The organism is Sphingomonas sp. SORGH_AS_0950 (assembly GCF_030818415.1).
In the GTDB taxonomy this organism is placed as follows: domain Bacteria; phylum Pseudomonadota; class Alphaproteobacteria; order Sphingomonadales; family Sphingomonadaceae; genus Sphingomonas.
Window position 1 is genome coordinate 1103706 of the sequence record NZ_JAUTAE010000001.1, and the last position, 25575, is coordinate 1129280.

Annotated in this window: 25 protein-coding genes and 2 tRNA genes; 13 read left to right on the top strand and 14 right to left on the bottom strand. The window is 66.5% G+C overall.

Annotated elements, in window-relative coordinates; genetic code table 11:
• The first annotated feature begins 62 nt into the window (after positions 1–62).
• From QE385_RS04590 to QE385_RS04625, 8 genes are all read left to right on the top strand, one after another.
• Positions 63–1103 carry a rod shape-determining protein gene (locus QE385_RS04590; RefSeq protein ID WP_261267979.1) on the top strand — a complete coding sequence of 347 codons (1041 nt, stop codon included), beginning with the start codon at positions 63–65 and terminating at the stop codon, positions 1101–1103.
• 24 nt (positions 1104–1127) lie between these two features.
• Positions 1128–1997, top strand: coding sequence for a rod shape-determining protein MreC (mreC, locus tag QE385_RS04595; RefSeq protein WP_307099528.1), 870 nt, complete (start codon positions 1128–1130; stop codon positions 1995–1997).
• Positions 1994–2518: a rod shape-determining protein MreD gene (locus QE385_RS04600; RefSeq protein ID WP_307099530.1), complete on the top strand. Its 525-nt coding sequence runs from the start codon at positions 1994–1996 to the stop codon at positions 2516–2518. The genes mreC and QE385_RS04600 overlap by 4 nt, the downstream gene beginning before the upstream one ends.
• 2 nt (positions 2519–2520) lie before the next feature.
• Positions 2521–4593 (top strand): penicillin-binding protein 2, encoded by a 2073-nt coding sequence (gene mrdA, locus QE385_RS04605; RefSeq protein WP_307099532.1) that lies wholly within the window; start codon positions 2521–2523, stop codon positions 4591–4593.
• The gene (gene rodA, locus QE385_RS04610; RefSeq protein ID WP_307099534.1) at positions 4590–5702 is read left to right on the top strand and encodes a rod shape-determining protein RodA; all 1113 of its coding nucleotides are present in this window, start codon (positions 4590–4592) and stop codon (positions 5700–5702) included. The genes mrdA and rodA overlap by 4 nt, the downstream gene beginning before the upstream one ends.
• Positions 5703–5818: 116 nt before the next feature.
• A tRNA-Lys gene (locus QE385_RS04615) sits at positions 5819–5894 on the top strand.
• A 77-nt stretch (positions 5895–5971) separates the two neighbouring features.
• On the top strand, positions 5972–6334 hold the full coding sequence (locus QE385_RS04620) for a DUF6481 family protein (RefSeq protein ID WP_307099536.1): 363 nt from the start codon (positions 5972–5974) through the stop codon (positions 6332–6334).
• Positions 6331–7002: a spermidine synthase gene (locus tag QE385_RS04625; protein ID WP_307099538.1), complete on the top strand. Its 672-nt coding sequence runs from the start codon at positions 6331–6333 to the stop codon at positions 7000–7002. The genes QE385_RS04620 and QE385_RS04625 overlap by 4 nt, the downstream gene beginning before the upstream one ends.
• 49 nt (positions 7003–7051) lie before the next feature.
• On the opposite strand, the gene QE385_RS04630 is transcribed toward QE385_RS04625, so the two are convergent.
• The 6 genes from QE385_RS04630 to QE385_RS04655 all read right to left on the bottom strand — a co-directional run bounded on the left by QE385_RS04630 (position 7052) and on the right by QE385_RS04655 (position 12535).
• Positions 7052–7237: a DUF4169 family protein gene (locus QE385_RS04630; protein ID WP_307104549.1), complete on the bottom strand. Its 186-nt coding sequence runs from the start codon at positions 7235–7237 to the stop codon at positions 7052–7054.
• Entirely contained in the window at positions 7237–8616 is a 1380-nt protein-coding gene (locus QE385_RS04635; RefSeq protein ID WP_307104552.1) for a phospholipase D-like domain-containing protein, read from the bottom strand. Before QE385_RS04635 ends, QE385_RS04630 begins: the two co-directional genes overlap by 1 nt.
• A 154-nt stretch (positions 8617–8770) precedes the next feature.
• Entirely contained in the window at positions 8771–9814 is a 1044-nt protein-coding gene (locus QE385_RS04640) for a sulfate/molybdate ABC transporter ATP-binding protein (RefSeq protein ID WP_307099539.1), read from the bottom strand.
• Positions 9811–10656: a sulfate ABC transporter permease subunit CysW gene (gene cysW / locus QE385_RS04645; RefSeq protein WP_307099541.1), complete on the bottom strand. Its 846-nt coding sequence runs from the start codon at positions 10654–10656 to the stop codon at positions 9811–9813. Before cysW ends, QE385_RS04640 begins: the two co-directional genes overlap by 4 nt.
• Positions 10653–11483: a sulfate ABC transporter permease subunit CysT gene (gene cysT / locus QE385_RS04650; RefSeq protein ID WP_307099543.1), complete on the bottom strand. Its 831-nt coding sequence runs from the start codon at positions 11481–11483 to the stop codon at positions 10653–10655. Before cysT ends, cysW begins: the two co-directional genes overlap by 4 nt.
• 5 nt (positions 11484–11488) lie before the next feature.
• Entirely contained in the window at positions 11489–12535 is a 1047-nt protein-coding gene (locus QE385_RS04655) for a sulfate ABC transporter substrate-binding protein (protein ID WP_307099545.1), read from the bottom strand.
• A 205-nt stretch (positions 12536–12740) separates the two neighbouring features.
• Here QE385_RS04655 and QE385_RS04660 point away from each other — a divergent pair, with 205 nt between their 5' ends.
• Both QE385_RS04660 and QE385_RS04665 read left to right on the top strand, forming a co-directional pair.
• Positions 12741–14180, top strand: coding sequence for an NAD-dependent succinate-semialdehyde dehydrogenase (locus tag QE385_RS04660; RefSeq protein ID WP_307099547.1), 1440 nt, complete (start codon positions 12741–12743; stop codon positions 14178–14180).
• Positions 14181–14341: 161 nt separating this feature from the next.
• Positions 14342–14417 (top strand) — tRNA-Lys (locus tag QE385_RS04665).
• A 90-nt stretch (positions 14418–14507) separates the two neighbouring features.
• Here QE385_RS04665 and QE385_RS04670 read toward each other — a convergent pair.
• The 3 genes from QE385_RS04670 to QE385_RS04680 all read right to left on the bottom strand — a co-directional run bounded on the left by QE385_RS04670 (position 14508) and on the right by QE385_RS04680 (position 19972).
• A complete protein-coding gene (locus tag QE385_RS04670; protein WP_307099549.1) occupies positions 14508–15545 on the bottom strand; it encodes a ParA family protein in 1038 nt (345 codons plus the stop codon).
• Between the two features lie 103 nt (positions 15546–15648).
• A complete protein-coding gene (locus tag QE385_RS04675; protein WP_307099551.1) occupies positions 15649–17286 on the bottom strand; it encodes a S10 family peptidase in 1638 nt (545 codons plus the stop codon).
• 100 nt (positions 17287–17386) lie between these two features.
• A complete protein-coding gene (locus QE385_RS04680; protein ID WP_307099553.1) occupies positions 17387–19972 on the bottom strand; it encodes a M1 family metallopeptidase in 2586 nt (861 codons plus the stop codon).
• 141 nt (positions 19973–20113) lie between these two features.
• Here QE385_RS04680 and QE385_RS04685 point away from each other — a divergent pair, with 141 nt between their 5' ends.
• Positions 20114–21091, top strand: coding sequence for a nitronate monooxygenase family protein (locus tag QE385_RS04685; RefSeq protein ID WP_307099555.1), 978 nt, complete (start codon positions 20114–20116; stop codon positions 21089–21091).
• A gap of 259 nt (positions 21092–21350) precedes the next feature.
• Here QE385_RS04685 and QE385_RS04690 read toward each other — a convergent pair whose 3' ends face one another.
• Both QE385_RS04690 and QE385_RS04695 read right to left on the bottom strand, forming a co-directional pair.
• A complete protein-coding gene (locus QE385_RS04690) occupies positions 21351–21812 on the bottom strand; it encodes a DUF1465 family protein (protein WP_307099557.1) in 462 nt (153 codons plus the stop codon).
• A gap of 75 nt (positions 21813–21887) precedes the next feature.
• Entirely contained in the window at positions 21888–22085 is a 198-nt protein-coding gene (locus QE385_RS04695) for a YdcH family protein (protein WP_307099560.1), read from the bottom strand.
• A 207-nt stretch (positions 22086–22292) separates the two neighbouring features.
• Between QE385_RS04695 and QE385_RS04700 the strand changes: the two genes are divergently transcribed.
• A complete protein-coding gene (locus tag QE385_RS04700; RefSeq protein ID WP_307099562.1) occupies positions 22293–22448 on the top strand; it encodes a YdcH family protein in 156 nt (51 codons plus the stop codon).
• Between the two features lie 136 nt (positions 22449–22584).
• On the opposite strand, the gene QE385_RS04705 is transcribed toward QE385_RS04700, so the two are convergent.
• Together QE385_RS04705 and dksA are read right to left on the bottom strand one after the other, a co-directional pair.
• On the bottom strand, positions 22585–22950 hold the full coding sequence (locus QE385_RS04705; RefSeq protein WP_307099564.1) for a PilZ domain-containing protein: 366 nt from the start codon (positions 22948–22950) through the stop codon (positions 22585–22587).
• Between the two features lie 197 nt (positions 22951–23147).
• Positions 23148–23609, bottom strand: coding sequence for an RNA polymerase-binding protein DksA (gene dksA, locus QE385_RS04710; protein WP_307099566.1), 462 nt, complete (start codon positions 23607–23609; stop codon positions 23148–23150).
• A gap of 456 nt (positions 23610–24065) precedes the next feature.
• On the opposite strand from dksA, the gene QE385_RS04715 reads away from it, so the two are divergent.
• Positions 24066–25007, top strand: a complete 942-nt coding sequence (locus tag QE385_RS04715; RefSeq protein ID WP_307099568.1) for a PEP-CTERM sorting domain-containing protein — start codon at positions 24066–24068, stop codon at positions 25005–25007.
• A 26-nt stretch (positions 25008–25033) separates the two neighbouring features.
• Here QE385_RS04715 and QE385_RS04720 read toward each other — a convergent pair whose 3' ends face one another.
• Positions 25034–25549 (bottom strand): host attachment family protein, encoded by a 516-nt coding sequence (locus QE385_RS04720; RefSeq protein WP_307099570.1) that lies wholly within the window; start codon positions 25547–25549, stop codon positions 25034–25036.
• Positions 25550–25575: the final 26 nt, after the last annotated feature.

Genomic DNA, 25575 nt, shown 5'->3' on the forward strand with positions numbered 1-25575 from the left:
CTTGGCGGCGGTTCGGGATATGAGTCACGCCCACCCGGTCCACAGACGGAACGAAAGCCTCGATGCCCCTCCCCCGCTTCCTGAAATTCATGTCGCAAGACATGGCGATCGACCTCGGCACCGCGAACACCGTGGTCTATGTCCGCGGACGCGGCATCGTGCTGAACGAGCCGTCCGTCGTCGCGGTCGAGACGATCAACGGCATCAAGAAGGTGAAGGCGGTCGGCGACGACGCCAAGCTGATGATGGGCAAGACGCCGGGCAATATCGAGGCGATCCGTCCGCTTCGCGACGGCGTGATCGCGGACATCGACGTCGCCGAACAGATGATCAAGCACTTCATCCTGAAGGTGCATGGCCCGCGCAAGTTCGCGCGCTGGCCCGAGATCGTGATCTGCGTGCCGTCGGGTTCGACCAAGGTGGAACGCCGCGCGATCCGCGACGCCGCCTCGAACGCGGGCGCCAGCCAGGTCTTCCTGATCGAGGAGCCGATGGCCGCCGCGATCGGCGCCGACATGCCCGTCACCGAGCCGATCGGATCGATGGTCGTCGATATCGGCGGCGGCACGACCGAAGTCGCGGTGCTGTCGCTTCGCGGCCTGGCCTACACCACCTCGGTCCGCGTCGGCGGCGACAAGATGGACGAGTCGATCGTCTCCTACGTGCGCCGCAACCATAATCTGCTGATCGGCGAAGCCACCGCCGAGCGGATCAAGCAGGAAGTCGGCATCGCGCGTCCCCCGGCGGACGGCATCGGCGTGACGATCCAGATCAAGGGCCGCGACCTCGTCAACGGGGTGCCCAAGGAAATCCAGATCAACCAGGGCCAGATTGCCGAGGCGCTGTCCGAGCCGGTCGCGACCATCGTCGAGGGCGTCCGCGTCGCGCTGGAAAACACCGCGCCCGAACTGGCCGCCGACATTGTCGACCAGGGCATCGTCCTGACCGGCGGCGGCGCGCTGCTCGAAGGGCTGGACGAGGTGCTGCGCGACGAGACCGGGCTGCCGGTGACGGTGGCTGAGGATCCGCTGACCTGCGTGGCGCTGGGCACCGGCCGCGCGCTGGAAGATCCGATGTACCGCGGCGTCCTGCTGAACGGCTAACCTCCAGCATAAGGGGACCGGCGCATGGCGCCCGCCCGCGACCGTCGCACCGGGTTTTCGCGACGGCGGCAATATGGAGCTTTCCTGGCCTATGTGCTCGCGGTGGCGGGTGCGGTGGTGGGCGTGGTGCTGCTTGTCGCATCCACGTTCAACCCACCCGCCTTCGCTGGCTTGCGCATGACGCTGGGCAGCGTCACCGCGCCCGTCTCCGGCGCCTTCGTCGCGGTCGGCGACGCGGTCGACGACATCCCCCAGGCGATCGGGCGTTATTTCTTCGTCCATTCGGAAAACGAACGGCTGCGCGCCGAACTCGCCCAGTCGCGCCAGTTGCTGCTGACCGCGCGCACCATCGCCTATGACAATCGCCGCCTGCGCACCTTGCTGGCGGTGCGCGACCGGACGCCCGACACCGTCGTCACCGCGCGGCTGGTCAGCTCGACCGGCAGCAGCGGTCGCCGCTTCGCGCTGCTCAATGCGGGGCGGTGGCAGGGCGTTGCGCCCGGCATGGCAGTGCGCGGTCCCGAGGGGCTGATCGGGCGCGTGACCGAGGCGGGGCCCGCCGCCGCGCGCGTCCTCCTCCTGACCGATCCCGAAAGCATCGTGCCGGTCCGCCGCACCCGCGACGGCCTGCCCGCCATCGCGGTCGGGCGCGGCGACGGGACGCTCGACATACGCTCGGTCAACACCAATGTCCGGCTGGCCAAGGGCGAGCTGTTCGTCACCTCGGGCACCGGCGGGCTCTATGCCCCCAATATTCCCGTCGCCCGCATCCGCGCCGATGGCGGCGATACGGCGGTGGCGCGGCCCTTCATCCATCCCGACACGCTGGATTTCGCGATCGTTCAGCGCGCCTTCATGCCGATGCCGGTATCGGCGCCGTCGCCCCGGCCGTGACCCTCGACATCAGCAACCCCTTCGACCCCGGACTGCCGCCCGCACGCGCCCGCGCGCTGCCCTGGCTGACCGTGATGGCCGGTTCGCTCCTCGCCATCGTGCCGGTGGTGGCGATCGTACCGTTGCAGCCGCCCATGGGCCTCGTCATGCTGCTCGCCTGGCGGCTTGTCGCGCGGTTCGCGCTGCGGCTCTGGGCCGCCGCGCCGCTGGGGCTGTTCGACGATCTGCTGTCGGGCCAGCCGCTGGGCTCGGCGATGCTGCTCTGGTCGCTGACCTCGCTGGCGATCGACCTGTTCGAGCATCGGCTGGTGTTCCGCGATTTCTGGCAGGACTGGCTGATCGCCAGCGGCGCCATCGCCTTCTGCCTGATCGCGGGGCGTTTCCTGGCGGTGCCGGTCGGCGCGCAGGTCGATGCGGCGCTGGTCATCCAGATCGCGATCACCATCCTGCTCTTTCCCATGGCGACCCGGCTGGTCGCATGGATCGATCGCAAGCGTGGCCGCAATGAGGTAGGGGCATAGGCATGGAACGCCAGGGGCGGATCATGACCGAGGCGGCACAGGCCTACAGCTTCTCGCGGCGCGCCTTCGTGCTGGGCGCCGCGCAGGGCGCGGTCGGCCTGCTGCTCGCCGGACGTATGGCCTGGCTGTCGATCGCGCAGAACGAGAAATATAACCTCCTCTCCGAGAGCAACCGCGTCAACACGACGATGATCCCGCCGCGTCGCGGCTGGCTGATCGACCGGCACGGCCTGCCCATCGCCAACAATCGCACCGATTTCCGCGTCGACATCATCCCCGACCGGCTGGAGGACAAGGACCGCGTGCTGGCGCTGCTCCGCCAGATCCTGCGGCTGGACGACGAGGCGATGAACCGCATCCGCCTGGACCTGGAACATGCCGCCGGGTTCCAGCCGGTGCAGGTCGCCGAGCGGCTCGACTGGGAGCGGTTCGCCGCCGTCAGCGTCCGCCTGCCCGAGCTGCCCGGCGTCCAGCCGACGCGCGGCTTTGCGCGCTTCTATCCGGCGGGCGCGGCGGTGGCGCACCTGACCGGCTATGTCGGCACGCCCACCGCCGAACAGTTCAAGGCGACCCACGACCAGCTGCTCGTCACCCCCGGCTTCAAGCTGGGCAAGGACGGGCTGGAAAAGATGCTGGAGCCGGTGCTGCGCGGCAAGCCCGGCGCCAAGCGGGTCGAGGTGACGGCGCGCGGCAAGGTGGTGGCCGAACTCGCCACCCGCCCCGACACGCCCGGCCGCAACATCCGCCTGACCATCGATGCGGGGCTCCAGGAATTTGCGGCCCGCCGCCTGGGCACCAATTCGGGCTCCGCGGTGGTGCTCGACTGCCGCACCGGCGAGACGCTGGCGATGGTGTCGATGCCCGCCTATGACCCCAACAGCTTTTCGGACGGGATCAGCCATCTGGAATGGGCGATGCTGTCGGAGAACGACCATGTGCCCTTGATGAACAAGGTGACGCAGGGGCTCTATCCACCGGGCTCGACGGTCAAGCCGATGAACGGCCTCGCGCTGCTGGAGGCCGGGGTCGGTGCCGACGACCGGGTGCTGTGCACCGGCGCGATGCGGGTCGGCACCGGCGTCTTCCACTGCCACAAGCGCGGCGGGCACGGCGCGCTGAACCTGAAGGGCGCGATCGAGCAGAGCTGCGACATCTATTTCTACGAGATGATCCGCCGCATGGGCTATGACCGGATCGCGCCCATCGCGCGGATGGTCGGGCTGGGCCAGAAATTCGACCTGCCGCTCAGCGCGCAGCGTTACGGCACCGTGCCAGACCCCGACTGGAAGCTACGGAAATACAAGAAGAAGTGGACGATCGCGGACGGCCTGAACGCGTCAATCGGACAGGGTTATGTGCTCGCCAACCCGCTTCAGCTGGCGGTGATGGCGGCGCGGATCGCCTCGGGCCGCGCCTTGCAGCCCAGCCTGCTGGCGCATCAGGTCCATCTCGACGCCCCCGCCCTGCCCGTCGCCTCCGAGCATCTCGCGGTCGTGCGCGACGCAATGTTCGGCGTGGTCAACCAAGGCGGCACCGGCGGCGCGGCGCGGATGCTGGTGCCGGGCGTCAGCCTGGCCGCCAAGACCGGCACCGCGCAGGTCCGCCGGATCACCATGGCGGAGCGGCGCATGGGCGTGCTGAAGAACGGCCAGCTGCCCTTCAAGCTGCGCGACCACGCGCTGCTCGTCTGCTTCGCCCCCGCCGACAATCCGCGTTACGCGGCCGCCGTCGTGCTGGAGCATAACGGCCATACCGTGCGCAATCTCGACGCGCCGCTGATCGGGCGCGACATCATGACCTATCTGTTCGACCGCGACCGCGCATTGGCGTCGCTGGCGCAGGACGAGCCCACCTGGGGCGGCGACATCGCCACGCGCATGGCGGCCGAGGAAGCCGCCTATCGCGCGGCACAGGCCCCCAAGCCCGCCTCCGCCGCGACCAAGACCGATGCCGGTGCCCCCACCGCCGCCCCGGCGGTCAAGGCCGCGACCAACGTCTCCGACGCGCAGGCCGAGGCGATGGCCGCCAGCAGCAGCGAGCAGCCCGCCGACGATGCCGGGACCCCCGACGAATGAGCGGCCCGCGCATCATCCCCGAACCGATCGCGCAACTGCCCTGGCGGGTGATCCTGCTGGTCATGGCGATCGGCTGTTTCGGGCTGGTCGTCCTCTATTCGGCCGCGGGCGGCTCGCTCACCCCCTGGGCCAAGCCGCAGGGGGTGCGCTTCTTCGTGCTGCTCGCGGGGTCGCTGGTGCTGTCGCGACTGCCGCTCGACCTGTGGCGGCGCATCGCCATGCCGGGCTATCTGATCCTCGTCGTCGCGCTCGTCCTGGTCGAACTGCTGGGTGCGGTGCGCGGGGGCAGTCAGCGATGGCTGGACGTGGGCTTCATCCGGCTCCAGCCGTCCGAGCTGATGAAGCTGTTCATCGTGCTGGGCGCCGCGCGCTTCTATGAGATGATGCCGCCCGCCGAGACCAGGCGCTTCTCGGGCATATGGCCGGTCGCGGCGATGATCGGCGTGCCCGCCGCGCTGGTGATGAAGCAGCCCGATCTGGGCACCGCGCTGATGATCTGCGCGGGCGGGGCGACCGTCATGTTCCTTGCCGGGGTGCCGCTGCGGCTGTTCATCGGCGGGGCGATCGGGCTGGCGGTGATGGCGCCGCTCGCGGTCAATTTCCTGCTGCACGACTATCAGCGCAACCGCGTGCTGATCTTCCTCGACCCCGAAAGCGATCCGCTGGGCACCGGCTATCACATCAGCCAGTCCAAGATCGCGATCGGCTCGGGCGGTATCTGGGGCAAGGGGTTCCTGAACGGCACCCAGAGCCATCTCGACTATCTGCCCGAGGGGCATACCGACTTCGTCTTCGCCACCATGGCGGAGGAATGGGGGCTGGTCGGCGGATGCTTCCTGATCCTGGCCTTCCTGCTCGTCATCCGCTGGGGCCTGAACGTCGCGCAGGCAGCGCCCAACCGCTTTGCCCGGCTGACCGCGGCGGGGCTGTCCACGACGATCTTCATCTATGTCATGGTCAATCTGATGATGGTCATGGGGCTGGCCCCGGTCGTCGGCATCCCGTTGCCGCTGGTCAGCTATGGCGGATCGTCGCAGATGACGGTGTTGCTGTGCCTGGGCATCTTGATGGCGATCGACCGCGAAAATCGCCGCGCCGCCCGCTGGTGACCGACAAAAAATCGGCCACCCACGCAAAAAGCATTTGCAAAGCCCGACCACGGTGCTAAAGGCGCGCCTCCCGATCACGAGGCGGGCCGCCGGACGGCCAGGTCGACGTGACGAACGGACGCATAGCTCAGTTGGTAGAGCAGCTGACTCTTAATCAGCGGGTCCTTGGTTCGAGCCCAAGTGCGTCCACCAGTTTCTCCAACGGCTCTGCAGCGATGCGGGGCCGTTGTGCTATGGGGCCGTCCGGCCCCCAACGGGATAGATGATTGATGGCAGGATATAAGGTTCCCGGTTTCGCCGATCGCGCATCGGCCTCGCGCGATGCCAAGGCGGCCGCGCTCGAAAAGCTGCGCAACAAGGCCGCGCCCGACCCGGCGGTGGTCGCCGCCCGCGCCGCCGCACGCGAAGCCAAGGAGGCCGCCGAGGCCGAGCGCCGCGCCGCGCACAAGGCCGCGATCGAGCAGGAAAAGGCCGCGCGCGAGGAAGCCCGCGCCAAGGCGAAGGCCGAGGCCGAAGCTGCTGCGGAGGCCGCCGCTGCCGCCGCGCGCCCGCCGGTGGTCCCGACCGCCGCCGAGCTGAAGGCCGCCCGCGACGCCCGCTACGCCGCTCGCAAGGCGCGCCAGGGCAAATGATCCCGCGCGAGCTGCTCGGCATTGCCGAAGTGCCGGGCGGCGAGCCCCTGCGGCTGTTCCGCCGGGGCAAGGACTTTATGATCGTGCTCGATCGCAACGAGCTGATGAGCACGCGGATGAGCGGCTCCGAGGTGGCGTTGGGCACGATGACCTGCGACCGGCTGGGCGGGCGCGCGGCGCCGCATCTGCTGATCGGCGGCTATGGCATGGGCTTCACCCTGCGCGCCGTCCTGGCCAAGCTGGGCCGCGATGCGCGGATCACGGTGGCCGAGCTGGTGCCCGGCATCATCGAATGGGCGCGCGGGCCGATGGCGGAACTAACCGCCGGATGCCTGGACGACCGCCGCGTGACCCTGGCGATGGGCGATGTCGGCAATGCGATCTATGCGGGGCGCGGGGCTTATGACGCGATCCTGCTCGACGTCGACAACGGACCCGACGGGCTGACCCGGCCGGACAATGACGGGCTCTATTCGCTCCGCGGACTGGAGGAAGCGCGCGTCGCGCTCCGCCCCGGCGGGGTCCTCGCCATCTGGTCCGCCGCGCCCGATCCGGTATTCACCCGGCGGCTGTCGCGCGCGGGCTTCACCGTCGACGAGGTGAAGGTGCGCGCTCGGGAAAATGGCAAGGGCGCGACCCACACCATCTGGTTCGCCACGCCGCGTTGAACGCGGTCGTCTCCCCGGCAAAGGCGGGGCCGACCGTCATCGGCGGGGCTTACGCCCCATCCTCTTCCCGCTTCGCCCCGTCCAGCTCGCGGCGAAGACGCTCCTGCTCCGCCGCATCCCGCTGTTTCTCGGCCTTAGTCCGGCCGAAGCGCGCGCGGTTTTCCATCGCCTGTTGTTCGGCCTGCCGCCGGTCGCGGGCCTTTCGCGCCTGACGGAAGTTGACGATCTCGCCCATCAGCGCCGCCGCCACCGCCGGAACAGCCCCTTGCGGCTGCTGAGCGCCTCGAACATCTCGTCGGGGCTTTCGGGATCGAGGACCTCATTGTCGGCCAGCCATTCCTCGACGCTCGACAGGTCGGGCACCTCATAGGCGCGCAGCGTCCGCCCCTCGGCTCCGCGCAGCGCCTCGACCGCCGCGATCAGCGCGCCGGTCCGTTGCACCGCCACCTGCACCTCGGCGGGGCTGGTGCCCAGATGCTCGGCGAGCAGGTCGTCGCGGATCGCCCCGATCCGCCGTCCCGCCGCGCTGTCGGGCTCGACCGCGATCGCCAGGTCGCATTCGGTGTCCAGCCGCATCGAGCGGTTGTTGAGATTGGACGAACCCAGCCGGAACACCCGGTCATCGGCGATCAGGATCTTGGCATGGCAATAGATCGGCTCGCCCCCCGCCGTGAAGGGATGATAGATGCGGAAACGCCCGTGCCGGTCGCGCCGCCGGAGCGCCTCGACCAGCCGCGCGCGCGCCGTGTCCATCGCGATCGGCTCCAGCCAGCCTTGCGCGGTCAGCGGATTGACGATGACGAATTCGGGGCCATTCTCTTCGTCCAGCCGCCGCGCGATCGCCTCGGCGACGCGGCGCGACGCGAAATACTGGCTCTCGATATAGACATAGCGCTCCGCCCGCGCGATCTGGGCCAGGAACAGCGCCTCATTCTCGTGCACCGGCACCTGGTCGTCCATCTCGGGCATGGTGCGCGCGATGGCGACGGGCTGGTCGAGGAAGTCGGGCTCCAGCCCCTCGGGCCAGCAGCTTTCGCCCGGTGAGGCGGGGGCCATGCGCTTGCCGCCCGCCGCATGCCAGCGTTCGCGAAACAGCTCGCCCAGCGCATGCGTCACCGGCCCCTCCACCGCGCTGATCGCATCGTGCCAGGGCTTGTAGGGCTGACCGCCGGGCCGCTTGCGACCGGGATCGTCGTCGCGATGCTCGCGCGTGTCCCAACGGTCGCTGGTCATGTCGATCCCGCCGCAAAAGGCGAGCTTGTCGTCGATGATGACGATCTTCTGGTGGTGAGAGGCCGCGATCGGGTGATGGCCGTCCAGCTTGGTATGGATGCGATTGTGCGCCATCCATTTCATCACCGTGAAGAATGTCCGCCCCCGGAACAGCGACTTGATCGCGCCGGTGTCCCAGCGGAGCAGGAAAATTTCCAGCTCCGGGTTCCGCTCGACCAGCGAATAGATGAAGTCGCCGACGGACTCGTTGGGGGCCTCGTCGTGATCGAGGACGATGCGCGCGTCGAAGTCCCATCCGATCAGCAGGATCTGCTTGCGGGCGCCGAGCATCGCGCGGCGGGCCATCCGGAAATATTTCTCCGCATCGATGATGACCGCCATGCGCTCGGCCTGCTCGATCCGCCAGCACTCCTGTCCGACCTTCAAACCCGATCTCCCCGTCTGCCTGCGTCCACGACCATCTCATGCCCATGCCCTGCCGGGCTGGCAAATGGCCAAACGGTTGCGATGGCGAAATGGTCCGTGGGAACGGCGATCAGGTCTTTGCGAATATCCGATAGCGGGTCGGGCGCAGGTTGAGCACATCGCCCGGCCCGGCGCCGGCGTCGACGGGCAGGTCGAAGGTCAACGGCTCGGCCAGTCCCGCCATCGTGGCGGTGATCCGACGCGACCGGCCGATCGGGCGGCTCGTCTCCACCGTGACGGCCAGCGCATCGGGGGCGCCGGGTTCGACCAGTTCGACATCATGCGGCCGGATATGAAGCTCGCCCGCCCCCTGCCCCTGGCCGGTGTCGGGCAGCACCGTCTGCCCCTGCCCCACCATCGCCGAACCGTTCGACCGGGTGACGGGCAGGCAGTTGGTCTCGCCGATGAAGGACGACACGAAGGCGGTGGCCGGTTCGGCCTGCACCTCATGCGGGGTGCCGACCTGTTCGATCACCCCGCCGCGCATCACGACGATCCGGTCGGCCAGTTCGAGCGCCTCTTCCTGATCGTGCGTCACGAAGATCGAGGTCAGCCCCGTCTCGTCATGGATCCGCCGCAGCCAGCCGCGCAAATCCTTGCGAACCTGGGCATCGAGCGCGCCGAACGGCTCGTCGAGCAATAGCAGGCGCGGCTCGATCGCCAGTGCGCGGGCCAGGGCCACGCGCTGCCGCTGCCCGCCCGACAGCTGCGCGGGGTAGCGGTCGCCGACATCGGGCAGCTGGATCAGGGCGAGCAGTTCGGCGACCTTGGCCGCGATCGCCGCCTTGGCCGGACGGTCGCGCCGTTTCCGCACGGTCAGGCCGAAGGCGATGTTCTGGGCGACCGTCATGTGACGGAACAGCGCGTAATTCTGGAACACGAAGCCGATCCGACGCTCGGCCGCGGGCGTGTCCGTCATGTCCTGTCCATCGAACAGCACATGGCCCTCATCGGCGAAGTCCAGCCCCGCAATGGTCCGCAGCAGCGTCGTCTTGCCCGATCCGGACGGGCCGAGCAGCGCCAGGAACTCGCCCGCCCGCGTCTCCAGCGACACGCGGTCGAGCGCGGTGAAGCCGCCGAAGCGACGGGAAATATTCTCGACGACGATGCTCAATGCGCGGCTCCCGCCCGGTGGATGCCGAAACGCCATTCCAGCACGGTCTTCACTCCCAAGGTCACGAGCGCGAGCGAGGCGAGCAGGGACGCCACCGCGAACGCGCCGACAAAGTCATATTCATTGTACAGTATCTCGACATGCAGCGGCATGGTGTTGGTCAGCCCCCGGATATGCCCCGACACGACCGACACCGCGCCGAACTCGCCCATCGCGCGGGCATTGCACAGGAGCACGCCGTAGAGCAGCCCCCAGCGGATATTGGGCAGCGTGACATGCCAGAAGGTCTGCCACCCGCTCGCCCCCAGCGACCGCGCCGCCTCCTCGTCGTCGCGGCCCTGTTCGGCCATCAGCGGGATCAGCTCGCGCGCGACGAAGGGAAAGGTGACGAACACGGTCGCCAGCACGATGCCGGGCACCGCGAAGATGATGCGGACGCCATGCTCGGTCAGCCACGGCCCCAGCCACCCTTGCGCCCCGAACAGCAGCACGAAGATCAGGCCCGACACCACCGGCGACACCGAAAAAGGCAGGTCGATCAGGGATATGAGCAGGCTTTTTCCACGAAAATCGAACTTGGCGATCGCCCAGGAGGCCGCCACGCCGAACACCGCGTTGACCGGCACCGCAATGGCGGCGACCAGCAGCGTCAGGCGGATCGCCGCGAGCGCGTCGGGGTCCGCGATGGCCGCGACGAAGACCTGCCATCCCTTGGCCAGACCACCCGCGAACACCATGACGAGCGGCAGGAACAGGAACAGCGCCAGAAAGGCGAAACCGGTGCCGATCAGCGCCCAGCGCGCCACCGGGCTTTCGATGGTGGTGGGGTTGGAACCGCTCATCGCGTCCCCCGCTTGGCGCGCCACGCCTGGAGCAGATTGACGAACAACAGCATCGCGAAGGACAGTACCAGCATCACGCACGCGATGGCCGTCGCGCCGTCATAGTCGAACTGCTCCAGCTGGGTGATGATCAGCAGCGGCGCGATCTCCGACTTGAAGGGCATGTTGCCCGCGATGAAGATGATCGAGCCATATTCGCCGACCCCGCGCGCAAAGGCGAGCGCGAAGCCCGTCAGCAGCGCGGGCGCGATGGCGGGCAGGATGATCCGGCGAAAGGTCTGCGCCCGCGTCGCGCCGAGCGTGGCGGCCGCCTCCTCGACATCGCGCCCCAGATCGGCCAGCACCGGCTGCACCGAGCGAACAATGAACGGCAAGCCAATGAAAACCAAGGCAATGGTGACGCCAAGCGGCGTATAGGCCACCTTGATCCCCAGCGGTGCGAGCAGCGACCCGATCCAGCCATTATCCGCATAGAGCGAAACCAGCGCGATGCCCGCCACCGCCGTCGGCAGCGCGAAGGGCAGGTCGACCGCGGCATCGATCAGCTTCTTGCCGGGAAATTCATAGCGGACGAGGATCCAGGCGATCAGCAGTCCAAACACCGCATTGACCGCCGCCGCCGCCAGCGCCGCGCCGAAGCTGAGCCGATAGGCGGCCAGTGCGCGCGGCGACAGACCGACCGCGGCAAAGCCGTCCCAGCCCATGCCCGCCGCGCGTATGACCAGCGCGGACAGCGGCAGCAGGACCACCAGCCCCAGCCAGAACAGGGTCATCCCCATGGTCAGGCCGAAGCCCGGCAAGGCGGATCGGCGCGTCGAAGCCCGCATCCGGATCAGCGCTTCCTGCCGCCGGCATAGATGGTGTCGAATACGCCGCCATCGGCGAAGAAGCGCTTCTGCGCCGCGCCCCAGCCGCCGAAGTCGCGGATCGTCACCATGTCCAGCTTGGGAAACACCGCCGCATATTTCGCCAGCACCGCCTGGTCGCGCGGGCGGTAGAAGTTGCGCGCGACGATCTCCTGCCCTTCGGGCGTGTAGAGGAATTTGAGATATTCGGTCGCGACCTTCTCGGTGCCATGCGCCTTGGCATTGACGTCGACCACCGCGACCGGCGGCTCGGCCAGGATCGAGATGGAGGGGACGACGATGTCGAACTTGCCCGCGCCCAGTTCCTTTTCGGACAGAAGCGCCTCATTCTCCCACGCGATCAGCACATCGCCCAGGCCGCGTTCGACAAAGGTCGTGGTCGCGCCGCGCGCGCCCGAATCCAGCACCGGCACATGGGCGTAGAGGTCCGCGACATAGCGCTGCGCCGCCGCCTCGGAACCGCCCGCCTTCTTGCCATAGGCCCAGGCGGCCAGGAAATTCCACCGCGCGCCGCCGCTGGTCTTGGGGCTGGGGGTGATGACCTGCACGCCCGGCTTCACCAGATCGGCCCAGTCGCGAATGCCCTTGGGATTGCCCTTGCGGACCAGGAACACGATGGTCGAGGTGTAGGGCGCGCTATTGTCCGGCAGGCGGGCCTGCCAATCGGCCGGAAGCAGCTTGGCCCGCTCGGCGATCGCATCGATGTCATAGGCCAGCGCCAGCGTCACCACGTCCGCCGACAGCCCGTCGATCACCGACCGCGACTGCTTGCCCGATCCGCCATGGCTCATCCGGAACGAGACGCTCTGGCCGGTCTTGGCCTGCCATTGTTTGGCGAAGGCGGCGTTGACGTCCTTGTACAGCTCGCGCGTCGGGTCATAGCTGACGTTCAGCAGCTCGACCGAGCCCTTCCCGCCGCCGCTGCCGCCCCCCGAACAGCCGGACAGGCCGCCAGCCAGACCGACCGTCCCGATCATCAACGCGGCAAGGCTTGCCGAAAATGGTGCTCGCATCTGGACCCGTCCCTTTCGTTTCGGTGCGTAACCTATCTCGATCCCCCCGATAGGAAATGCCGGAAAGCTTGGGACGCACAAAGCCCTGCTTTTGCTCCCTCGATCCCGACAGAAGCCCGGTCCGGCCTCCTTCGCCCTTGCATCGGGCGCGGACAGGGCCGATCTCCCGCCCGCATCATCCCCTTATTCCCTGGAAAGGACGCGCATGACCGCGACTGATTTCGACGTGAAGACCGGCCTGTATATCGCGGGCGAATGGCTGGGCGCGGACGGGCGCGAGACGCAGGCGGTGCTGAACCCCGCCACCGGCCAGCCGCTGGGCGACCTGCCGCTGGCGACGAAGGCGGACATGGACCGTGCGCTGGAAGCCGCCGCGCGCGGTTTCGAGACGTGGCGCAAGACCGCGCCGCAGGAGCGCGCCGCCGTCCTGCTGCGCACCGCCGCGCTGGTCCGCGAGCGTGCCGAGGATCTCGCCCGCCTCGCCACGCTGGAGGAAGGCAAGCCGATCGTCGAAGCACGCGGCGAGGTGGCCGCCACCGCCGCATTGCTGGAATTCCATGCGGGCGAGGCGGTGCGCATCTATGGCCGCGTCCTGCCCCGCCCCACCGGCACCCGCTCGTTCGTGCTGCACCAGCCGGTCGGACCGGTCGCGGCCTTCTGTGCATGGAACTTCCCGGTCATGAACCCGGTCCGCAAGATCTCGCCTGCCATCGCGGCGGGCTGCTCGGTCATCCTGAAGCCCAGCGAGGAGACCCCCGCCAGCGCGATCGCGATCATGCGCTGCTTCCAGGATGCGGGTCTGCCCGGCGACGTCGCGCAGCTGGTCTTCGGCGTGCCCGACGCGGTGTCGCGCCACCTGCTCGCCTCGCCCGTCACCCGCAAGCTCAGCTTCACCGGATCGGTGCCGGTCGGCAAGCATCTGCTGAAGCTGGCCGCCGACACGGTGATGAAGTCGACCATGGAGCTGGGCGGGCATGGCCCGGTGCTGGTCTTCGACGATTGCGACCTCGACAAGACGCTCGACACGCTCGTCACGCACAAGTTCCGCAATGCGGGCCAGGTCTGCGTCGCGCCCACCCGCTTCCATGTGCAGGAGGGCATTTACGAGCGTTTCGCCAAGGGCTTTGCCGAGCGCGCCGCCGCGCTGAAGATCGGTGACGGCCTGTCGAACGACACCCAGATGGGCCCGATGGCCAATCCCCGCCGTCCCGAGGCGATCGGCGCGATGATCGAGGATGCGGTGCGCTCGGGCGCGCGGATGCTGACCGGCGGCGAGGCGAAGGGCGGTGACGGCTTCTTCTTCGCGCCCACCGTGCTGGCCGACGTGTCGCTGGACGCCAAGGCGATGAACGAGGAGCCGTTCGGCCCGATCGCGCTGATCCGCCCCTTCGCCACCACCGAGGACGCCATTGCCGAGGCGAACCGCCTGCCCTTCGGCCTGGGCGCCTATTGCTTCACCGAGAATGGCCGCCGCCAGAACCAGCTGGGCGACGAGATCGAGGCGGGCATGGTCGCGATCAACACCGTGCGGCTCAGCTGGGGCGACGCGCCCTTCGGCGGGGTCAAGGAAAGCGGCTATGGCTCCGAGGACGGTCCCGAGGGCATCGCCAACCACATGATCACCAAGGCGGTTCATATCGCCTGACGCATCCGGCCCGGCGCGCTTCGGCGGGCCGGGCCGTTCCGCCGTCATTTCGCTGTCGCAAGAAAAATGTCAAAAACCCTCTTGGCAGGTCGAAAAAGCTCCGCTAACAGCGCGCCACCAGACGGGGACATCGCTTCCCCGCCATGCCGCAGACCGGCATCGGACGCATAGCTCAGTTGGTAGAGCAGCTGACTCTTAATCAGCGGGTCCTTGGTTCGAGCCCAAGTGCGTCCACCATTTTCAAGATTTCCAGCACACAACACAAAGATCAGGCGTGATTTGTCGTGAGCATCTCTTAAACATGCGCCACTCAGCTCACTCTCGGCATTACAAGTTGGCTATAATGTTATCTGCCATCTGGTCGATTTGACCCTTAATTTTGTCAATCAAACCAATTTGCGCAGCTGACCATTGCGACCTATCACTTGAAAGCCCTTTGACCTGAGAAAAACCTTTCAGCTTTGATGCCGGCACGCTCATCCAAAGGCTATTCTGGATTAGGACATTCATGTCCTCCACTTTTCCTACGTTAAATCCCGGGCCAAAAGCATCAACGACCGGCGTGTAATTTTTTATACTTCCTGTTAAATCTTTCGCAAGCTGTTGATTTGCGTTTTGAATATTGGCGTAATGCGCCTGATCAGCACGTAACATTCTTTGCGACCTAGTGTCGAAGCCGTTAAATATCCAACCAGCGTACCTCGGCTTTCCATAGCCATCGTAATCCTTGGATGCATAATTATTTTGCTTATATCTATCTATGCCGTTCTCCCAATCAGTTATGAATTGAGGCATCATCTGCCCAATCAAACTAATACAGTACTCACTAAACGTATCTGACGTACACGGTATTATTAGATAGTCCGAAGAATACAATGAAGAACGAACTAAACCTCCGAAGGAAGGAGGAAGATCTACCATAACATAGTCAAAATCCTCACCGATTTTAGAAAGATTTTGCTCTAGAACTCGTAGCGCAGTAAATTTTGCTATCCCATTGCCGGTTAGCAAATCCTGACCTACGCTTAGCGAGTCAGAATATACGTTTAACCAAAAATCGCCGGCAACCAGTTTAACATTGGGGTTAGTATGGGGCCCCGCATGAATAGATATTGGACCAGGCCCCGTGTTTTGCAAATATCCTTGCAAAAAAGATCTTATAGTCTGCCCAGACCCCCCGGCAGTACCAACCATACCTTTGAATTTTTCGGCACCAAGCATCGCTATGGAAAGATTACACTGAGGATCAAAGTCGATTAAAAGAACTCTTTTTCCTTTTTCTGCAAGAGCATCTGCCAGATTCCAGGTTAATGTGGTTTTTCCAACCCCACCCTTATTATTGAAGATACTGATAAACTTAGACACGCACCTCTCCCTTAAAAGCCAAGGCTGAAGGTAGAATCAGATGACGTCAACATAAATAAAAATAGATGTTTGACAGTCTATGACTGATTCTTCAGAGCTGTGTTCACCGCGCCCCCTGCCCCGAAGGCGGCACCGGCGGGGTCGACGATCTGGCGTCACTCACCGCTTCGTCATACCAGCCGGCCAGATCGGCCTTCATGCTCCGCAGCGCATCGGGGTTCAGGTAGGTCATGTGCCCCGCCGGATAATAGGTGAAGCGCAGATTCGCCTGCTGCGCGGGCTCCAGCATCATATGGCCCAGGTCGTTCTCGGTGCCGAAGAACGGCGTCGCCATGTCGTAATAGCCGTTCATCGACAGCACCTTCAGATACGGGTTCGCCCGCATCGCGGCGGCCAGGTCGATCGCGGTGTTCGGGTTGTTCTGCGACCCGTCGGGCGCCTTGTGCTTCCAGTTCCAGGTCCAGCCCGCCGCATCGCGCGCCGACAGGCGATAGGGCAGCTCGGTCTTGTAGCCGAGCGTGGATTGCAGATAATCTTGGAAGGACGCGATATAAGCGCCTGAAATCGCATCCGAAGATGCGTCCGTCTCCGGCCGTTCGCCCGCCGCATCGGTGTCGATGCCGAGGTAGCGCGAGTCGAACCGCCCCACCGTCCGTGCCGAACCGCGCAGCAATTCCTTCTGGAAGCGCGGCAGGTCGATGCGCAGGTTCGCGCGCTTGATGAAGTCGGGCGACAGGCCGATCAACCGGCTCATCTGCTCGGCGATCTGGTCGCGCTCCTGGGGGGAGATGCTCTGCCCCTTGGCCAGCGCCGACATGTACGGCCCCACCGCAAAGGCGCGCGCCTGCGCCACCACGGTCGCCACATCGGCGGGGCGGTCGGGCAGGCGGTTGTGATACCAGGCGGTCGCGGCGTAGCTGGGCAGGTAATTGAGGTAGACCTGATCCAGCCCCGGCTGGCGATAGCCGTAATTCATGATCGAGCTGAGCAGGATCACGCCGTTCAGCGCCATCCCCCGCTCCTGAAGCTCATAGGCCAGCGCCCCCGAGCGCAGCGTGCCATAGCTTTCGCCGAGCAGGAATTTGGGGCTCATCCAGCGGCCATATTTGGTGACGTAACGCTGGATCGCCTTGGCGAAGACGTCGACATCCTCGTCCACGCCGTAGAATTGCGCAGGCTTCATATCGCCCAGCGGCCGCGAATAGCCCGATCCGATCGCATCGAGGAAGACGAGGTCGGTCTTGTCGAGCAGCGAGTCCGGATTGGGCCCGACATCATAGGGCGCGGGCCGGACGAATTCCGGGCTGGTCGTGCGGATGCGGATCGGCGCGAACGATCCCATGCGCAGCCAGAAGGAGGGCGAGCCCGGTCCGCCATTATAGAGGAAGGTGATCGGCCGCTTGGTGCCAGGCTTCACACCCTCCAGCGTATAGGCGGTGTAGAACATCGAGGCGGTCGGCTTGCCCTCGATATCGCGGACGGTCAGCGTGCCCGCCGAGGCGACATAGGGATAGGCGCGGCCGCCCAGGGTCACGCTGTCGCGGTGGCGGACCTCGGCTTCCTCGAGCGGCGCGCGGGCCCAGGCGGCCTCGACCTCGGCCTTGGCCGCCGCTTCGTGCGAGGATTTCTTCTCTCCCTCTTCCTGCGCGGCGAGCGGCGCGGTCAGGGCGGTGGCGGCGAGGAAAAGGGCAAGGCTGTTGCGGATCACGAAGCGCTCACGAATGAATGACGGATAAGTCATCGTTTCGTGTTTCGTCGTTCAAGGCAAGCGGGTTACGCGGGTCCCGCCCCTCCCTTGCCAGACGGCTCCCTCCCCAGGCCGAGCCTGGGGAGGGTCCGGATCAGCGTGCCAGCCAGGCCTCGACCGCAGGCTTCAGACGGTCGGCGACCGCCTTGCGCACCGCGATGGACGATATGGCGCGCTTGGCACCGCCGCGCGACCCTTCGGGCAGGTTGGCGGCGGCCCAGGCCTCGATCTTGCCGGGCATGGCGGGATTGTTCGACCCGGCGCCCAGGCCGACGATGAAGGTCGCGCGGTTGCTCTCCTCCAGGAAGCTGTCGACCAGCGACTTGTTCGCCGCCGCCCAGTCGAACGCCATGTCGGGATGCGCCCCCGCGATCGAACGGAGCAACGCCGCGCGCTGCGGCGGGGTGAAGGTGTCGTTCTTCAGGACGCTCAGCGCCCGGCGCGCCGCGCTCTCGTCCTCGGCATAGCCCAGCAGCGAGACATAGCGGTTCTTGACCACCGGATTGCGCTCGGCCTTGGCAAGTTCGTACAGCCGGTCCCACTCGGCCGGGGTGGCGCGGGTGGCATAGGTCGCCAGGATCGGCTGGCGGATCGCCGCCGGGATCGCATTGGGATCTCTGGCGAGCGCCCCGACATAGCCGCGCGCGCGTGCCGCGACCATCGCGTCGCCACTGGTCCCCAGCCGCCCGATCAGCGTCTCGCGCAGGTTGGAGACGAGCGCGCCCTCATCGGGCTTGGCCTCGAACCCGATCCGCGCCAGCACCGGCGACAAGATCGCCGCGATCTTCGCGCGCAGCGGCTTTTCGAGCGGCGTGCCCTCATACAGCCCGTCGAGGCGCGACAGCTCGCCCGCCACCGTCTGCCATTCCAGCGGGCTGGCTTCGGGCGACACCTGCGCCATCAGGTCGAACCAGCGACCCAGGCTCTGATAGCCGCCCGCCGCCAGCGCATAATCGTCGCCCAGCGTGCCCAGGCGATCCTCCAGCGCCAGCCTGGCATAGTCGCGCACGATCGCGGCATGGCCCGCATCGTCGTACATCACGCGGGTATAGGAGCCCTTGCCCCGGTTCAGGACCAGTGTCCCGCACCCGCCGACGCTGACCGGCGTCGGCGTCGCGCCGGTGACGATGGCGCTGGTCTCACCGCCGCCGATCGTGGCGATGCGGATGGGCACATGCCAGGTCTGCGGCGCCTTGGAGGCTTCGTCCAGGCCGAACCGTCCCTGCGCCAGCATCGCCACCGTCTTGCCGCCCTCGCAGCGCGCGCCCGACAGCGTGACCAACGGCACGCCGCCCCGCAAGGTGAAGTCGTGCGCGATGGTCGCGACATTGGTGCCCGACGCCTTGGACAGTTCCTCCCACAGCTGTTCGGTCACCGTGTTCTGATATTTGTACTTGGCCATATAGGCGCGGATGCCCTTGCGGAACGTGTCCGCGCCCAGCGTCGATTCGAGCATCCCGATCACCGCCTGCCCCTTGAGATAGGTGATGCTGTCGAACGCCTCGCCGATCTGGTCGACCGTCTCGACCTTGCGGATGATCGGATGGGTGGCGCTGGTCGCGTCGATGCCCATTGCGGACTCACGCTCGCCCGCGATGCTGGCGGCGGCGGCCTTCCAGCTGGGGTTCAGGTCGTTGGACGCCTTGCCTTCCATCCACGAGGCAAAGCCCTCGTTCAGCCACAGATCGTCCCACCAGCGCGGGGTGACGAGGTCGCCGAACCACTGATGCGCCATTTCATGCGCGACGACGGTGTGGATGCGCTGGCGATTGCTCTCGGTCATGACCTTGGGGTCGAAGAGCAGCTCATTCTCGAAATAGAAGATCGCGCCCCAATTCTCCATCGCGCCGAAGAACTGGCTGGACCCCGGCCCTGCGATCATGTCCATCTTGGGCAGCGGATAGGGCGTGCCGAAATAATCGTTATAATAAGCGAGCAGCTTCGACGCCGAAGCGAGCGAATAATCGCCCTGGTCGACCACGCCCTTGCGGCTGACGACGCCGATCTGGACGCCATTCGCATCCACCGTCTTGCGGTCGAGATTGCCCGATCCGAAATAGAGCAGATAGCTCGACATCACCGGCGTCTCGTCGAACCGATAAAGCTGGCTGCCATCGGCCTGCGGCGTGATCGAGGAGGCGGGCATGTTGCTGATCGCGCGCTGCCCCTTGGGCGCGGTGGCGGTCAGGCGGAACTTGGCCTTGAAGGCGGGCTCGTCCCACATCGGCGCGAAGCGGCGCGCGTCGGGGGCCTCGAACTGGGTCGCCAGCATCCGGTCGGGCGTGCCGTCGGCATTGGTATAGTCGATCGCGAACAGCCCATTGGCCGAGCGGTTGATCGTGCCGGTCCAGGCGAAGCCGACCTTGTGCCGCCCCGTGCTCGCCGCCTGCGGCAGCGTCAGGGTAAGCGTCTGCGCATCCTTGTCGAGCGCGAAGGGCACCGGCTTGCCGTCGAAGGTGGCGCGGGTGATGGTCAGCTCGGCGGCGTTGAGGACGATGGTCGCGGTGGCCTGGCGGACATCGACATCGACCGTCTCCTCGCCCGAGAAGCGCATCGCCTTGGCATCGGGACGGATCGAGATGTCGTACAGCACGGGTGCCACCGTCTGCGGCAGCTGGCCCGCCGCCAGCGCCGGGGTGGAAACGGTCAGGGCAAGCAGCGCCGAGAGGGCAGACTTCATTACAATCAAGGCCTTTCCATAGGGATCGGCAAATCTCTACGCGCTCACCCGCGCAAAGCAAATGACGCTCATGTCACATAGTCTCATGAGCCGGGATACGGGAGGGCTGGACAGCCTTTACGCTTACGTTATCGTCAAGCAATGACCCAGCCTCGCTCCCCCCTGCCCGCCGCCCTGAGTCGCCTGACCTTGCCCGTGATCGGGTCGCCGCTGTTCATCATATCCCATCCCGATCTGGTGATCGCCCAGTGCAAGGCGGGGATCGTCGGCTCCTTCCCCGCATTGAACGCACGCCCCGCCAGCCAGCTCGACGAATGGCTGCACCAGATCACTGAGGCGCTGGCCGCGCATGACCGGGACCATCCCGATCGCCCCGCGGCCCCCTTTGCGGTGAACCAGATCGTCCACCGCTCGAACGACCGGCTGGAGGAGGATCTGGCGGTGTGCGCCAAGTGGAAGGTGCCGATCGTCATCACCTCGCTGGGCGCGCGCGAGGATGTGAATGCGGGCGTATCGGCCTGGGGCGGGATCACGCTGCACGATGTGATCGACGACCGCTTCGCGCGAAAGGCGATCGAAAAGGGCGCGACCGGCCTGATCGCGGTGGCGACCGGCGCGGGCGGCCATGCGGGGCGCCTGTCCCCCTTCGCGCTGGTCCAGGAAATCCGGCAATGGTTCGATGGCCCGCTGGCGCTGGCGGGGGCGATCGCCACGGGCGACGCGGTGCTGGCGGCGCAGGCGATGGGCGCGGACTTCGCCTATATCGGCTCGCCCTTCATCGCGACGGTCGAGGCGCGGGCGGCGCAGGCCTATAAGCAGGCGGTGGTCGACGGCCATGCGCGCGACATCGTCTATTCGAGCCTTTTTACCGGGGTGCACGGCAATTATCTACGCGCCTCGATCGTCGCGGCGGGGCTGGACCCCGACCATCTGCCGGACGGCGATGCGGCGCATATGGATTTCGGCGGCGGACAGGCCGCCAAGGCGTGGCGCGACATATGGGGCGCGGGCCAGGGGATCGGCGCGATTGATGCGATCGTCCCCGCCGCCGATCGGATCGCGCAGTTTCGCCGCGAATATGATGCCGCCCGAGAACGGCTGCTAGGCGGCTCCGCCTGACCGCCATCGACATTCATGCCCCCCTTCTTCTCCTCTCCCCTGGACAGGGGAGAGGGTTAGCGGAGCTTGCCAGCCTGCTGGCTAGCGCAGCTTGGGTGAGGGGTTGAGCGAGCCCAAAGGCTCGCGCGCTCGCCAAGCGAGCGCCCACCCCTCACCCAGCTCCGACTAAGTCTTTGCTCTCGCAAAGACCAAGTCTGCGCAACCCTCTCCCCTCTGCGAGGGGCGAGGGAAGAAAAGGCATGGCCGAATAGCGATCCGCCTAGAAGGCACAGTCCAGCCGGGCGTGCAGGGCGCCGACCGGGCTGGTCGCGGGGGGCTCCTCGTCCGCCATCTGGTCGAGCCGCTCCAGCCGCCGGTGGAGGTCGAGGCTGGCATGGATCAGCATCCGCGCGCGGGTCGGCAGGCTGGCTACGACCGCCTCCTCCGACTCGGGCGACGCGCCGAGCCGCCGGACGGGCTCGCGCGCCTGCGACCAGCTGATCTCCCCCGCCTCGACCGCGCGCTGGGTCAGGACCCAGGCGATGACGTGCATCAGCCGCGTCGTGACCTTGAGCGACTCGCAGGAAAAGGCGACGCGCGCGATCGGGTCGAGTGTGCCGCGTTCGTCGCGCCCCGCCTCGTCGAAATAGCCGCGTGCCGATTCGGCCAGCAGCATCGCCTCGGCATAAAGGCTGTCGATCAGCCGTGACTGAAACTGGGATTGGAACGCCGCACAAAGCATGGCGCCATCGCTCGCACGACCGCCAAGGACCGGACAAGCCCCGGAAATCCGGTCCCTTGTCCCGTTACGACGCGGTCAGGCGATGATGTCGGGGATCAGGCGATCCTCCAGTTCGGCCAGCTCGTCGCGCAGCCGCAGCTTGCGCTTCTTCAAGCGCGCGATCTGCAACTGGTCGGGGGTGGCGGATTGCAACAGGGCCGAAATCGCATCGTCGAGATCGCGATGCTCGACACGCAACATGTCGATGCGCGCGCGTGCCAGCGTGACGTCCATCCTGCCCCCTTTTCGACGCGACCGACGCAGGGTTGCGCGTCGATCCGCCCCACCTCTAGCAAGGCCGGGCGATGCGCGCGAGAGGCCTTCGCATCGTCGCACGGATCGGCTCGCTTGGTCGATTCTGACGAAATTGAGGGGGGACAGACGCGCATTTTGGTGTTTTACTTCCTGCCCCAAAGCAATGGATCAGGAGGTTGAAGCCCTATGCATACGGCGCATCAAACGGCCCTGGAGACCAAGCACGCGACGCTGGACCGGCGAATCAGTGCCGAGACGCAACGCCCCGTGCCGGACGCGATGATCCTGGCGGATCTCAAGAAACAGAAGCTGAGGCTGAAGGAAGAGATACAAGGCCTGTAACCCTGACCGGCCGCGCGGGTCATGCCGACCCGCCGCGGCCCTTTCGGCGCACCGACCGCGCCGTCACGATAGGCCATGGCGATCATCGTCGAGCCGGACGCCCGGAGGCGTCCCGCCACCGCCCGTCACCTAACGTTCAATAGGTAAAGGGTCGAGTCCGCCCGGCCATGTTGGGCTTGGCATATTCCGGCGTCGAGGTGCCGCCGCCGACCGGCTTGCGGACCAGCTTCGGATCGATCGGCCGGTCGAAGGCCACCCCGACCCGCCCCTGGGTACACCAGGCGACCCGCCCCGCGACCAGGCCGATACCGCGCAGGTCGAACTGGATCGGCGTGCCGATCTCCACCGCGACCGGCAGTTCGGCCATCAAGCCGCCCTCGGAGATGTTGCGCACCCGGACTTCGCGCGTCGCCGGATCGTCGCCCAGCGTCATCGCCGCCATCAGCAACAGGCTATCGCGACGTCCGTTGCGGTGGCCTTCGTCCAGTTCGTCTTCCGCCATGTCAGCCCTGCTGTCAGGCGTACGGCCATCGCGTCCATGTCGATGCCCGTGGCGCCCGTATGTCTCTCGCGCCGTCATGCGATAACCGCATGCCGATTGCCAAGCCGTTAATGCGACAAACCGGCCGGATGCGCCCGCCTCGACCGCGCCCGAACGGCCCCAGCCCCGCCAAGCGAAGCCGGAGCCGCGATCACGCCTCAGTCGTCGCGCGAGACCTTTTCATTGCGCTCATGCCGTTCCTGCGCCTCGACCGTCATGGTCGCGATGGGACGCGCCTCCAGGCGACCCAGGCTGATGGGCTCGCCGGTCACTTCGCAATAGCCATATTCACCCTCGTCGATCCGACGCAGCGCGGCGTCGATCTTGGAGATCAGCTTGCGCTGGCGATCGCGGGTGCGAAGCTCGATCGACCAGTCGGTTTCGCTCGATGCGCGATCGGTCAGATCGGGTTCCCGCAGCGAATCTACCTGGAGCTGCGACAGGGTTCCCTGCGCCTCACGCTGGATCGATTCCTTCCAATCGATCAGCTTGCGCCGGAAATAGGCCTGTTGCTTCAGGCTCATGAACGGCTCGTCCGCGCTGGGACGATAGTTTTCGTCGAGATCGTTGGCCACATCCGGGCCTGTGGAGTCCGTCACGTGATTAAACACCGTCGCCATACCACTCTCCCAAAGGGCCCGTCGGTGCGACACCCCGCACCGCGTCCCCGGGGCCGCCCCCTGATGGTCGAGAGCGCCTATAGTCGGTGCCACCGTCTGCCGCAAGCGACCGGCATTTCATCGAAGTTCGAATTTCTATAATAAAGTTGCAAACTTAACCCGAGATGCACGAAACCATCGATTGCAAAGGATTTTCCAGACCCGATCATCGAAAATACGGGCGCGATGCCACTGGGCGATCGGACGGCCGCGTGCGAGCCAACCGAGCGCCCAGGACCTGCTGCACGACATGCCCGCGAATCCCATAACTGAACGTGGCCGGGCATAAGAGGCTTGGAGCTTAAGCCTTTGTTGGTCACTATGATGACAGGATAAGGTGCAAAAGCCGTGCGGACGGTCGGGAGAACCGGATGCCGCCATATTGTGCCGTTTGAGGAATTGTGGATGTCAGTGCGAATGGCCTTGGCGAAGCTGACGGCATGTGCCGCCGGTGGCGCCGTGATCGGCGGCGGTGCCGTCCACATGGTCGAAAGTCCCAAGCGGCCGCCGCTGGTCAAGCAGACCAAGGTGAAGAAGCGGATCGTCCATCGCCGGCCCAAGGCGCCGCCGCGTCGCATCGTCACCCGCCGCACCGTCACCACCACCACGCCGCCGCCGACCATCGTGACCGTCACGACCCAGGCACCGCCGATCCCCATCCCCCTGCCCGATGCCGGTCCGGCGGTCACGTCCGGCGGCGGCTATGTCCCGGCGGTGATCGGCGGCTGGGGCGGCGGCGGCGGTTGGGGCGGCGGCTTTGGCGGCGGCTTCGGCTTTGGCGGGGGCTTTGGCGGCGGCGGATCGAGCGGCAACATCGTGATCTCGTCGACCAGCAGCGGCGGGTCGACCTCCACCTCCTCGGCCTCGGGCGGTTCGGGTGGCTCGGGCGGGTCCTCCTCGTCCACCTCCACCGGCGGGGTCAGCAGCACATCGTCGTCCGGGAACGTGTCCAGCACGTCCTCGTCGGGAAATGTCTCCAGCACCTCGTCGTCGGGCAACGTGTCCAGCACGTCGTCGAGCGGCAATGTCTCGTCGACCAGTTCCTCGTCGGGCAATGTCAGTTCGTCGACGTCGAGCGCATCGAGCGCGTCCTCGGCATCCTCTGCCTCGTCGGCATCGTCCGGGGGCTATGCGTCGAGCAGCAACGGCTGGTCCTCGAACGGTTCGTCGGCCAGCTCCGCTTCCTCGGCCTCGAGCGCATCGTCCGCGTCCAGCGCCTCGTCGGCCAGCAGCGCGTCATCGTCGGGCAACGGCAAGCCGCCCTATACGCCGGTGCCCGCGCCGCCGATGATCCTGCTCTTCGGCAGCGCGGCGGCGGCGCTGGTCATCCGGCGACGGCTGGCCGCCAAAGCGGGCTGAGCCGCGCCGCCGCCGGGGACGGTCGGTTACGCCTTTTGCAGCGCGGCCTCGATCTCCGGCACCCGATGGCCGGTCAGGTCCTTGGCCAGTTCGCCGACCAGCCGGTCGCTGACCTCCTTGTGATAATGTTTGCGCAGCTCGCCCAGCGTCTTGGGCGGCGCGACCACGATCAGCGATTCGAACTCATTGGCCAGCGCGCGGCGCTTCAGCATGTCGGCGGTCTCCGCCGCGAAGCGATCCTCCTCCTGCTGGTGATAGTCGGTTTCGCCCATCGACCCGCGCGAGGCGGCGAACTGTGCGCCCTGTCCCCCGCCACCGGCCTGGTTCGATCCGCCCTGCGCGATGGCGGGCGCGCCGGGGCCGCTCTGGGTCGAGGAGGCCGAGCCCGCGCGGTCGGTCTTCTGGTCGCGATCGGCGGGGTTGGGATGCTCCACGGCATGCTCGACCTTCAGATTGGGATATTCGGCATCCCCCTCGTTGCGGAAGAACAGGCTCTTGCGACCATCGACGACCAGTACGAAACTGTTATGCGGCACCTGCATCGCGTCTCTCCTTGATTGCGCAGCAA

Bases quoted from the DNA above. Each gene is read 5' to 3' on its own strand.
- QE385_RS04715 (WP_307099568.1), top strand. From the start codon at position 24,066: ATGGCCTTGGCGAAGCTGACGGCATGTGCCGCCGGTGGCGCCGTGATC.
- QE385_RS04700 (WP_307099562.1), top strand. From the start codon at position 22,293: ATGCATACGGCGCATCAAACGGCCCTGGAGACCAAGCACGCGACGCTG.
- QE385_RS04680 (WP_307099553.1), bottom strand. From the start codon at position 19,972: ATGAAGTCTGCCCTCTCGGCGCTGCTTGCCCTGACCGTTTCCACCCCG.
- QE385_RS04695 (WP_307099560.1), bottom strand. From the start codon at position 22,085: ATGGACGTCACGCTGGCACGCGCGCGCATCGACATGTTGCGTGTCGAG.
- QE385_RS04655 (WP_307099545.1), bottom strand. From the start codon at position 12,535: ATGCGAGCACCATTTTCGGCAAGCCTTGCCGCGTTGATGATCGGGACG.
- QE385_RS04675 (WP_307099551.1), bottom strand. From the start codon at position 17,286: ATGACTTATCCGTCATTCATTCGTGAGCGCTTCGTGATCCGCAACAGC.
- QE385_RS04685 (WP_307099555.1), top strand. From the start codon at position 20,114: ATGACCCAGCCTCGCTCCCCCCTGCCCGCCGCCCTGAGTCGCCTGACC.
- QE385_RS04620 (WP_307099536.1), top strand. From the start codon at position 5,972: ATGGCAGGATATAAGGTTCCCGGTTTCGCCGATCGCGCATCGGCCTCG.
- QE385_RS04630 (WP_307104549.1), bottom strand. From the start codon at position 7,237: ATGGGCGAGATCGTCAACTTCCGTCAGGCGCGAAAGGCCCGCGACCGG.
- cysW (WP_307099541.1), bottom strand. From the start codon at position 10,656: ATGAGCGGTTCCAACCCCACCACCATCGAAAGCCCGGTGGCGCGCTGG.
- cysT (WP_307099543.1), bottom strand. From the start codon at position 11,483: ATGCGGGCTTCGACGCGCCGATCCGCCTTGCCGGGCTTCGGCCTGACC.
- QE385_RS04635 (WP_307104552.1), bottom strand. From the start codon at position 8,616: ATGGCGGTCATCATCGATGCGGAGAAATATTTCCGGATGGCCCGCCGC.
- dksA (WP_307099566.1), bottom strand. From the start codon at position 23,609: ATGGCGACGGTGTTTAATCACGTGACGGACTCCACAGGCCCGGATGTG.
- mreC (WP_307099528.1), top strand. From the start codon at position 1,128: ATGGCGCCCGCCCGCGACCGTCGCACCGGGTTTTCGCGACGGCGGCAA.
- QE385_RS04720 (WP_307099570.1), bottom strand. From the start codon at position 25,549: ATGCAGGTGCCGCATAACAGTTTCGTACTGGTCGTCGATGGTCGCAAG.
- QE385_RS04590 (WP_261267979.1), top strand. From the start codon at position 63: ATGCCCCTCCCCCGCTTCCTGAAATTCATGTCGCAAGACATGGCGATC.
- QE385_RS04660 (WP_307099547.1), top strand. From the start codon at position 12,741: ATGACCGCGACTGATTTCGACGTGAAGACCGGCCTGTATATCGCGGGC.
- rodA (WP_307099534.1), top strand. From the start codon at position 4,590: ATGAGCGGCCCGCGCATCATCCCCGAACCGATCGCGCAACTGCCCTGG.
- QE385_RS04625 (WP_307099538.1), top strand. From the start codon at position 6,331: ATGATCCCGCGCGAGCTGCTCGGCATTGCCGAAGTGCCGGGCGGCGAG.
- mrdA (WP_307099532.1), top strand. From the start codon at position 2,521: ATGGAACGCCAGGGGCGGATCATGACCGAGGCGGCACAGGCCTACAGC.
- QE385_RS04705 (WP_307099564.1), bottom strand. From the start codon at position 22,950: ATGGCGGAAGACGAACTGGACGAAGGCCACCGCAACGGACGTCGCGAT.
- QE385_RS04690 (WP_307099557.1), bottom strand. From the start codon at position 21,812: ATGCTTTGTGCGGCGTTCCAATCCCAGTTTCAGTCACGGCTGATCGAC.